The sequence below is a fragment of the Agarivorans sp. genome (assembly GCF_050295395.1).
Lineage (GTDB): Bacteria > Pseudomonadota > Gammaproteobacteria > Enterobacterales > Celerinatantimonadaceae > Agarivorans.
The window spans coordinates 1-10,311 of record NZ_JBNKPP010000138.1 but is presented as its reverse complement, the minus strand read 5'-3'; the positions used below and the strand labels follow the sequence as shown (position 1 = coordinate 10,311).

Here is a 10,311-nt window from a genome sequence, read left to right as displayed (position 1 = left end):
CGTTGCTTCTTGTCGAAGCGAGGTGCGCATTCTACGCCATCCTCTGTGACTGTCAACCGCTTTTTTAAAACATTTTAAAAACCGGTTTGAAAGCCGCCAACTCAGCCCTAGGCCTTGCTAGCCCTGACTTGCATCAACGTTGCTCTGCAGCGCTGTGTGCCGTGTCAGTGGAGGTGCATTATAGGCATCGATTCCCAAGGCGCAAGCGTTTTTTGAAGAAAAATAGGATTTTTGGTTCAACTGCTCAAAGCTTGCGCAGAATTTAAGAAAACAAGTAGAAAACGCTGATTATTCATTCAATTTTGCGAAGTGCATCGCGAAATCATCTACCTTAGACCAGTCGGTTAACTCAATATCCTGTGAGGTATCAGTACTTCCGCCGGTCATTTTCATAATCATTTGAATAAGACGGGTTTGCCACCAAGTATAACGAGAATAAAGTAGCGCACCAGCAAATATCGCTTGGCACTCTGGCATCCATTCAGCACGCTGATTGAGCTTCTTCATATAGACACTAGTTTCTGGAGTACTCTTTTCTGGCTTACGCGCTGTTAAACAGACGCCAAAAAATGCCACTGGCAAATTCGCCAGCTGTTGTTGGTACTTAGCTAACAGAGAGTATAAATGTGGCCTAAATTTACCATAACGAATCGAAGCGCCAATCAGCACTTTGTCGTAGTCTGACCAATTTACCTCTTGCTGGAGTTGCTCCAAGTTTTGGTAGTCAACGCTTAGGTCTGTTTGTGGCTGCTGTGCAACAATATGCTTAGCTATTTTTAAGGTTTGCCCTTCACAACTTGAATACAAGACCAGTAGTTTCATTATTAACTCTTCCAAAACGCGGGGGTAAATAAAACCAACAGAGTAAAGACTTCTAAGCGACCAAACAACATCGCAATTAATAACACCCATTTACTGGCATCACTAATATCCGAGTAATGCACCGCCACCTGACCCAAGCCAGGCCCTAAGTTATTTAAACAAGCCACCACCGCAGAGAACGCCGATAGTTCGTCCATACCGGCGGCAATTAACCCCAACATACAAATGACAAACACCAAGGTATAAGCAGAAAAAAAGCCCCACACCGCTTCCAATACCCTATCGGGTAAGGCCTTATTGGCCAACTTGATTTGAAACACGGCGCGTGGATGAACCAGACGTTTTAGTTCGCGCATCCCCTGCAGGCTAAGCAAAAATACTCGAATCACTTTTAAGCCGCCGCCGGTCGAACCAGCGCAGCCACCAATAAAACTGGAGAACACCAACAAAACCGGTAGGAATAACGGCCATTCTGAAAAACTAGTGGTGGTAAACCCGGCTGTAGTCGAAATGGAAACCGACTGAATAAAGGCCTGATCTAGCGCAACAGCAGCTGAGTCATACACCTGTTGAGCAAGCAAAATGGCTAAACAAACCAAAGTGAGAACAATCTGAATAAAGAAGAAAGCACGACACTCAGGGTCCAGAAAATAGTATTTAAAGGTAATGCTACGCCCGTTGATAGCAGCATAATGCAGTGAGAAGTTAATCCCTGAGATAATCAAAAACACCGCACAAATGCTATTAATAACTGAACTATCGAAGTAGCCCAAACTGGCATCGTAAGTGGAGAAGCCACCGATGGCGATGGTGGAAAACGCGTGACAAATCGCATCAAACAGAGACATTCCCGCTAACCAAAAGGCCACCGAGCAGGAGATGGTTAAAAATAAATAGATGTACCAAAGCACTTTGGCGGTTTCGGCAATCCGCGGCGTCATCTTTTTATCTTTTACTGGTCCAGGTATTTCAGCGCGATACAGCTGCATCCCCCCAACACCCAAGATCGGTAGCACCGCCACTGCCAGAACAATAATCCCCATTCCGCCTAGCCACTGCAGCATTTGCCGATAGAACAAGATCCCTTTAGGCAAATTTTCGATGCCCACAATCACCGTTGCACCGGTGGTGGTGAGTCCAGAAAAGGATTCAAAGAAGGAGTCGGTAATCGACATATCGGGGTTTTCAGCAAGAATGAAAGGCAAAGCACCAACACTGCCCAACACCGTCCAAAACAACACCACAATCATAAAGCCTTCTTTAGCTTTAAGATCTTTCTTTTGCTGTCGTTGAGGAAACCACAATAAGAAACCAGCACTCACACACAAGGCAAATGCCGCCATGAATGCTTTACCCGCACCATCTTTATAAACGGCGGCAACCAGAGCAGGAACAATCATAGCGAGACTAAATAACATTACTAGAAGTCCAACGATCCTAATAATCGCTCTGATTTGCATCCGTTTTTTATCTCTTATTCGTTTATAAAGTTATATCGATATTGCCTATCTTGAAGTAAAGCATCTTTCAAGACAACTTAAGACAGCAGCTTACCCACATTTATCTGGCCACTTGATACATTGATCAACTGTTGCTTAAGTTCCGCATAATAACTTTGCGCAATACTAATTCGCATCTGCGCAACATCAGAAAACTGCGTATCGACTTTAATCGCTTGGTAACGCGCTAGCAGCAACTCAACTTGAGTGGTATGAGCATAATCAAACTCTAAGAGGCATTCACCACTGGCCACCACAGTTTCCGTTTCAATTAATGACAAGGCCTGTTGAACCCCGCCGCCATAGGCTTTAACCAGCCCGCCGGTGCCCAGCTTAATTCCACCAGAATAACGTACCACTAGCGCCATAACCTGACCTAGCCCACTGCCTTGGAGCTGCGCTAACATCGGTTTTCCCGCCGTGCCAGAGGGCTCACCATCATCACTAAAACCTAAACATTGGCTGTCACTAGGATGCCCAGCAACAAAAGCCCAACAATGATGGCGCGCCTGAGGATGTTGTAGCTTTATCTCGGCAATCTGTTGCTGAGCCTGCTGGCGATTAAGCACCGGAACAATCAAACTAATAAAGCGACTCTTTTTGATCAGCTCTTCACTAGTAACCGTGTGTTTGGGTCTCAGATAATCGCTGCTGGTTATTTCCAATTTTGCTCTCGGGTTAAATTAATCGGCGCTTGTTCGCTCACTAATACGTTGTCTTCAATGCGAATACCGCCAAAACGCCGCATTTCATCAATCCTCGGCCAATTAATCAAGCGACTGTGATCGGATTCGGCTAACTCGGCCAATAAACTAGCAATGAAATAAAGCCCGGGTTCAATGGTAAGGACCTGAGAAGGTTCAAGTATACGAGTGCAACGTAAAAACGGATGGTGCTCGGGAGCCGCTTGAACCTCGCCACTGTCATCCTGCATAAATCCCCCCATGTCATGTACCTGCAAACCAAGGTGATGACCCAAGCCATGGGGGAAGAAATAACGGGTAATACCGGTTTCAACCGCCGCCGATGCGCTACATGTGACAAACTCAAAATCCACCAGCACTTTAGCTAGCTGACGGTGCGCTTTCAAATGCACATCGGTATAACGCAAGCCCGGTTTAAGCTCTGCCACCAGCGCCAATTGCAATTTGTCCATTTCGTCAATCAGCTCGGCAAACAGACCTTTGCGATAGGGATAAGTTCGAGTAATGTCCGCGGCATAACCACGACACTCTGCTCCGGCATCAATTAGCATCGAATGATGTTGCTTCTCCGCCAACTTTTTAGCACTGAGCGCGGTGTAATGTAAAATCGCCGCGTTCTCATTCATCGCAATAATATTGGCATAAGGTAGTGAGTACTCACTTTTACCCAAGCAAGACAAGTAGGCTAGATTAATATCAAACTCAGAGGCACCTGCAAAAAATAATTCCTTCGCCACTAAATGCGCTTTTACCGCTCTATGATTGGCCTCTTGAATGCTATCGATTTCGTAATCTGTTTTATAGGCACGGTAATAATGCAAGAAACTTAATACCGACTCAGGATTACGCTCGCCAATCGCTAGTGCCTCTGCTAGCTCTGGATGCTCACCAATATAAGCACAACGCTGCCGCTGAGCCGGCAAGAAAGGTTCAATATCCTGAGGGTTTTTCATAATCTCGATATCGAAACTATCTAACCAGAAGCCAGCGGGATCATCGGCGGTTTTATGCCAATAATCGCTTGGTTGATGGTAAATCAATTTCGGCTTATCCACGCCATTTATCACCAACCAACAATGAGGGTGCTCGGTTAACGGCAGCCAATGCTTAAAATGAGGATTGGTTTTAAAAGGGTAATGCTGATCGTCAAGAAAAGTACGTAAGGGATAACCAGAGTGAATGATCAAGGCATCTAAGCCCTCTCGCGCTAACAACTTAGCCACCCGCTGCTGCAGTTGCTCTATGTGGTGGGTATACAAACCTTGAATCGTTGCCATGGCATCCTCTCTGCGGCTTTTTATTGGCTATTTAGTTATAGCCCATTTAAACACAGCTTTTTTAGATCTCACGCGTTTAATCAAGGATTTTCCACCAATCTCATCGGCAATTTCAAGCCGCAATTTGTGCTCTGCTCAGCAAATAATTAAACAAGTGTTTTAAATGAGTGTTATATTTGTTTTAATATTTAGGTAACAAAGTGATTACAATTTATCTCTAACCCCTACACAAACTGGTGCAACGAACACCAGCCATAAGGAGAGCGGAATGATATATCAAGGCGAGAACCTCAGTGTTCGTTATATTGCCGATGGTATCGCTGAACTAACATTCGATGCCAAGCAAGGAAGTGTCAATAAGTTAGACAAAAGCACCCTAGTTTCACTCGATGAAGCCATCAGCGCACTACAAAACCAACCACAATTAAAAGGTCTGTTAGTCAGTTCCGCCAAAGATGCTTTCATCGTAGGCGCCGACATCACCGAATTTTTAGGGCTATTCGCTCTTCCAGAGGAGCAGCTAAGCGCTTGGCTAAATAAAGCCAATAACATCTTTAATGCGCTGGAAGACCTTCCGGTTCCTAGCATCTCTGCGATCAATGGTTACGCATTGGGCGGCGGATGCGAATGCATTCTCGCTACTGATTTACGCATTGCCGATAGCAATGCTCGCATCGGTCTACCAGAAACCCAGCTCGGCATCATGCCTGGCTTTGGTGGTACGGTGCGACTGCCCCGCGTAATTGGCGCCGACAATGCGATGGAATGGATCACCACGGGTAAAAACTATAAAGCTGCCGAGTGCCTAAAATTTGGTGCAGTAGATGCTGTCGTAGATAGTGCTCAACTGCGTGAAGCGGCCTTAAGCATGCTCAACGATGCCATTGCTAACAACATCGATTGGCAGTCCCGCCGTCACGCCAAACAGGCTCCTTTAGCGCTTAACAAAATAGAAGCCACCATGAGCTTCAACTGCGCCAAAGGCATGGTTAGCGCCAAAGCAGGACCTCACTACCCCGCTCCTATTACAGCGGTTAAAACCATTGAAAGCGCCGCCCGCTGTAATCGAGAAGATGCATTAAAAATCGAAGCCCAAAACTTCATCGGCTTAGCCAAGTCTGAGGTGGCTCAAGCCTTGGTCGGCATCTTCTTAAATGATCAGCAACTTAAAGCACTAGCGAAAAAAGCCGGAAAAAATGCTCAACCCATTAATCAAGCTGCCGTATTAGGTGCTGGTATCATGGGGGGAGGCATTGCCTACCAAAGCGCCAGTCGCGGCATTCCTGCTGTAATGAAAGACATTAACCAAGCCGCATTAGAGCTTGGCATGGACGAAGCCACCAAACTGCTAAACAAGCAGTTGGAGCGCGGTCGCATTGACGGCCTAAAAATGGGCAAGATACTGTCTTCGATTAACCCAAGCCTAAATTATGAATCTATTGCCAATAGCGATATTGTGGTCGAAGCCGTTGTAGAGAATCCTAAAGTTAAGGCGGCGGTGTTAAAAGAAGTTGAACAAAAAGTCTCTGCCGACACCATTGTTGCATCGAATACCTCTACCATTCCGATTTCTCTGTTAGCTAAAGATTTGGCTCGCCCCGAAAAATTCTGTGGTATGCACTTCTTCAATCCCGTACATCGCATGCCTTTAGTTGAAGTGATTCGTGGTGAGAAGACCTCTCAAGAGACCATCGACAGTGTTGTCGCCTACGCCGCCAAAATGGGCAAAACTCCAGTAGTGGTGAATGACTGCCCCGGCTTTTTTGTTAACCGTGTATTGTTCCCTTATTTCTTTGGCTTCACTCGGCTACTGCAAGACGGTGCCGACTTTGTTCAAGTCGATAAAATCATGGAGAAACAATTTGGTTGGCCGATGGGCCCCGCCTATTTACTCGATGTGGTGGGCATTGATACCGGCCACCACGCCGGTGAAGTGATGGCTAAAGGTTTCCCAGAACGTATGGGCAAAACCACAGAAGACGCCATTGATGTTATGTATCAAGCACAACGTTTCGGCCAGAAAAACGGCTTAGGCTTTTATGCTTATACCAAAGACAGCCGTGGCAAACCGAAAAAAGATGCCGACCCAGCCAGCTATCAGCTACTGAGTAAAGTGGCTAGCCAGTCGCAAGACTACAGTAGCGAACAAATCATTGCTCGAATGATGATCCCGATGATTAACGAAGTGGTGCGCTGTTTAGAAGAAGGCATTATTCAAAGTCCTGGTGAAGCCGATATGGCGCTGGTATATGGCTTAGGCTTTCCTCCTTTTAGAGGTGGCGTATTCCGTTACCTAGACAACATGGGCTTAGATAAATATGTAGCTCTAGCAGACCAATACGCTGAATTGGGTCCTTTGTATCACGTTACCGATGGCTTACGCGCAAAAGCTGCGGCAGGCGAAACTTACTATGGCAAGCAAGGCTAATGGAGGAATATAAAATGAAAGAAGTCGTGATAGTTGATTGTATTCGAACTCCAATGGGCCGCTCGAAAAACGGCTGCTTTAGACATGTTCGCGCCGAAGACTTATCTGCTCAATTGATGAAGGGTTTACTGGAACGCAATCCCAAACTGGACCCGATGGATATTGAAGATGTTTACTGGGGCTGTGTTCAGCAAACCTTAGAGCAAGGCTTTAATATTGCTCGTAACGCCGCCTTATTAGCTGGCCTGCCACATTCAACTGGCGCGGTAACGGTTAACCGCTTATGCGGTTCATCGATGCAAGCACTACATGATGCGGCGCGCGCCATTATGGCAGACCAAGGTGATGTATTCATCGTTGGCGGGGTTGAACACATGGGCCATGTTCCCATGAACCACGGGGTAGATTTTCATCCCGGCATGGCCAAATCGGTAGCCAAGGCTGCAGGCATGATGGGCCTAACCGCCGAGTTACTTTCGCAAATGCACGGCATTAGCCGTGAAGCCATGGATGAATTTGGCGCGCGCTCTCACCGTTTGGCTCATCAAGCCACTCTTGAAGGGCGCTTTGCTAACGAAATATACCCCATTGAAGGCCACGACGCCGATGGCCGGCTTAAAAAAATCAGCACCGACGAAGTGATTCGCCCAGAGACCACCGTAGAAGCCTTGGCGCAACTGCGTCCGGTATTTGACCCAGCCAACGGTAAAGTCACTGCTGGCACTTCTTCGGCCTTATCGGATGGTGCTTCAGCGATGCTGGTAATGTCGGCAGAAAAGGCCGCAGAACTAGGTCTAAGCGTGCGTGCTAAAGTCCGCTCTATGGCGATTGCCGGTTGCGATCCTTCAATTATGGGTTACGGCCCAGTTCCAGCTACGCAAAAGGCCTTGAAACGTGCCGGGCTAAATATTGACGACATTGACCTCTTTGAGCTCAACGAAGCCTTTGCCGCGCAATCGCTGCCTTGTGTTAAAGATTTAGGTTTGATGGACCAAGTGGATGACAAGGTTAACCTCAACGGTGGTGCAATTGCTTTGGGCCACCCTCTAGGCTGTTCTGGTACCCGCATATCCACCACCTTAATCAACCTAATGGAGGCCAAAAATGCCAAACTCGGTGTTGCAACCATGTGTATCGGTCTAGGCCAGGGCATCGCTACGGTGTTTGAACGCCCATAATTTCGCTTCATTCTTAACAATGGGAGCCAAATGGTAACATTTAGCTCCCATTTTTTTTGCTTATTTGGCACAAGCGTTTTTCCTAGGCGGGTTGTTTGGTATTCTTATGGGAATGTTTTCATTCACACAGTATAGAGGCTCATGGTTTTAGCTAAACAGTTATTGGTAGTCGATGACGATCAAGAAATTCGTAACTTGCTGCAACAGTATTTAAGTAAGTCAGGTTTTGACGTGATTAGTGCCAACGACGGTGAAGAAATGACCAAGTTGCTCGAAACCAACGACCCTGAGCTGATTATTCTGGACATCATGTTGCCGGGTGACGATGGCTTTACTCTGTGTCAGCAAATCCGTCGCACCTCCAATGTGCCGATCATTATGCTTACCGCCAACTCTGACGAAATGGATAGAATTGTCGGCTTAGAGCTGGGAGCCGACGATTACATCGGTAAACCCTTCAATCCACGCGAACTACTAGCGCGAATTAAAGCCTTATTAAGGCGCTCTCAAGTCACTGCCAATGCACAGCACAATACTCGCTATATCCGTTTTGGCCAGTGGCGCTTGGATACACAAAATCAACAGTTAGAGCATCAAGACGGCGACAAACTGGAGCTGTCGAGCAGTGACTACCGTTTACTGCAATTATTCCTGCAACATCCTAACGAAACTTTAGACAGAGACACCATTAGTGATGCCACTCGGGGACGTGAAAGTCTGCCCATGGAGCGAGGCATCGATGTGCAAATCAGCCGCCTGCGCCAACGCCTGAAAGACGATGGTAGCCAAACCCGCTTAATTCGCACCATTCGCGGCGTGGGTTACATGATGGTCACACAAGTCAGCCATGAAGCTTAGGGCGTTTATCGAACGCATTAAGCCTAACTCGCTACTGGCGAGAATGCTGTTATTGCTGCTGCTAGCCATTGGCTTAGCCCAAGGTGTCAGCAGCTTTATCTGGTTTTATCAGCTACGTCAATCGGAAACGGAAGGGCTTCGCTCGACTTCAGAAAACTTGGCGCTAAGCCTCGCCTCCACGGTGACTTTTTTTGAATCGCTGCCTTCTGAATATCGCCATATTGTACTTGATCAACTACGCAAAATGGGTGGCACACGTTTCTTTGTTTCGCTGAATAAAGAATTCATTAATATTGAGCCTATACCTGACAGTCATCGAAAAAACGTAGTGATTCAAACGGTAGGCGAAGTATTACATCGAGAGCTTGCACGCAGCCCGATGATCGATGTCGACTTCGCCATGCCAGAGCAGCTGAAAATCTTAAAAAATGACGTTTATCTTAAAGACTTACCTTCGTCTTGGGCTTCCCACACGCTACAAATTAAACCACTTAACCCGCCAATTTTGGTGACTCAGATAGAATTGGAAAGTGGCGAATGGATTTACCTGGCGGCCTTACTTCCCGCTCCCTACATGAGCCTAAAAGATAACTTACTACCGCAAGACCGAGTCATGTTCATTGCCCTGATGACCTTTTTCTTGCTGCTCTTTACCTTTGTATTAGTGCGCCGTCAAACGCGGCCACTACGGCGCTTGGCCAAAGCGGCATCTAGCTTAACCATTGATTTATTTCAGCCACCTTTAGTAGAGGAAGGCAGTGACGAGATCCGCAAGGCCACACGAGCCTTCAATGCCATGCAAAGTAAGCTGAAACGCTATATCGAAGATCGAGAGCTGTTGTTTCGCTCTATCTCTCACGATCTAAAAACACCAATTACGCGATTACGACTACGCGCCGAGTTACTCGACGATGACCAAGTGATTGATGCTTTTAACCGCGATTTAGACGAGTTGGAAATCATGGCTAAAGGGGCCTTACAAACCGTTAAAGATACCGATATTCACGAAAATTTAAGTGATATCAATATCATGACTCACTTAAAACACTGCATTGAACCCTATGCCGACAAGGTGGCCTTGTTTGGCGATACCCCACGCAGCTATCGTGGTAAGCCGTTGGCGATCAAGCGCTGTATTAGCAACCTTGTAGAAAACGGCATTAAATACGGTAGCGCGATAGAAATTTACCTGCTAGACGACGATAATGAGCTGTGTTTATTGTTTGTTGACCATGGTCCGGGGATCCCCGAAGAACGCCTTAAAGACGTTTTTAACCCCTATGTTCGCTTAAGCCAAGACCAAACAGGATCGGGTTTAGGACTGGGTATTGCCCGCAATATTGCCCACGCCCATGGCGGCGATATTAGCTTACAAAACCTCCCCCAAGGAGGTTTAGAAGTAAAACTCCAACTACCTCACATAAAATAAGTCCATTGTAACAGTTTTGTTACAATCAGTTACTTTGTTATCGGTGTGTTTCATCTAGTCTATTAAGTAGCCAATCATCGGCAAATCGATTGGTTAAACTAGGAATGGAATTCACA

The 10,311-nt window shown here is 46.6% G+C and carries 8 protein-coding genes; 4 read left to right on the top strand and 4 right to left on the bottom strand.

Features of this window, described 5'->3' with window-relative positions; all coding sequences use genetic code 11:
- Window positions 1–288: 288 nt before the first annotated feature.
- The 4 genes from hemG to pepQ all read right to left on the bottom strand — a co-directional run bounded on the left by hemG (window position 289) and on the right by pepQ (window position 4,302).
- The gene (hemG, locus tag ACQY6Q_RS08305) at window positions 289–822 is read right to left on the bottom strand and encodes a menaquinone-dependent protoporphyrinogen IX dehydrogenase (protein ID WP_427980100.1); all 534 of its coding nucleotides are present in this window, start codon (window positions 820–822) and stop codon (window positions 289–291) included.
- Window positions 823–824: 2 nt separating this feature from the next.
- Window positions 825–2,282, bottom strand: a complete 1,458-nt coding sequence (locus ACQY6Q_RS08300; protein WP_427980097.1) for a TrkH family potassium uptake protein — start codon at window positions 2,280–2,282, stop codon at window positions 825–827.
- A gap of 77 nt (window positions 2,283–2,359) precedes the next feature.
- Complete coding sequence (locus tag ACQY6Q_RS08295) at window positions 2,360–2,986, bottom strand: YigZ family protein (protein WP_427980094.1); 627 nt, start codon at window positions 2,984–2,986, stop codon at window positions 2,360–2,362.
- Window positions 2,977–4,302: a Xaa-Pro dipeptidase gene (gene pepQ, locus ACQY6Q_RS08290; protein ID WP_427980091.1), complete on the bottom strand. Its 1,326-nt coding sequence runs from the start codon at window positions 4,300–4,302 to the stop codon at window positions 2,977–2,979. The genes ACQY6Q_RS08295 and pepQ overlap by 10 nt, the downstream gene beginning before the upstream one ends.
- Window positions 4,303–4,570: 268 nt before the next feature.
- Between pepQ and fadB the strand changes: the two genes are divergently transcribed.
- From fadB to ACQY6Q_RS08270, 4 genes are all read left to right on the top strand, one after another.
- Window positions 4,571–6,730 carry a fatty acid oxidation complex subunit alpha FadB gene (gene fadB, locus ACQY6Q_RS08285; RefSeq protein WP_427980088.1) on the top strand — a complete coding sequence of 720 codons (2,160 nt, stop codon included), beginning with the start codon at window positions 4,571–4,573 and terminating at the stop codon, window positions 6,728–6,730.
- A 14-nt stretch (window positions 6,731–6,744) separates the two neighbouring features.
- Window positions 6,745–7,908, top strand: coding sequence for an acetyl-CoA C-acyltransferase FadA (gene fadA / locus ACQY6Q_RS08280; RefSeq protein WP_427980085.1), 1,164 nt, complete (start codon window positions 6,745–6,747; stop codon window positions 7,906–7,908).
- Between the two features lie 141 nt (window positions 7,909–8,049).
- Window positions 8,050–8,766 carry a response regulator gene (locus ACQY6Q_RS08275; RefSeq protein WP_427980082.1) on the top strand — a complete coding sequence of 239 codons (717 nt, stop codon included), beginning with the start codon at window positions 8,050–8,052 and terminating at the stop codon, window positions 8,764–8,766.
- On the top strand, window positions 8,756–10,195 hold the full coding sequence (locus ACQY6Q_RS08270; RefSeq protein WP_427980079.1) for an ATP-binding protein: 1,440 nt from the start codon (window positions 8,756–8,758) through the stop codon (window positions 10,193–10,195). Before ACQY6Q_RS08275 ends, ACQY6Q_RS08270 begins: the two co-directional genes overlap by 11 nt.
- Window positions 10,196–10,311: the final 116 nt, after the last annotated feature.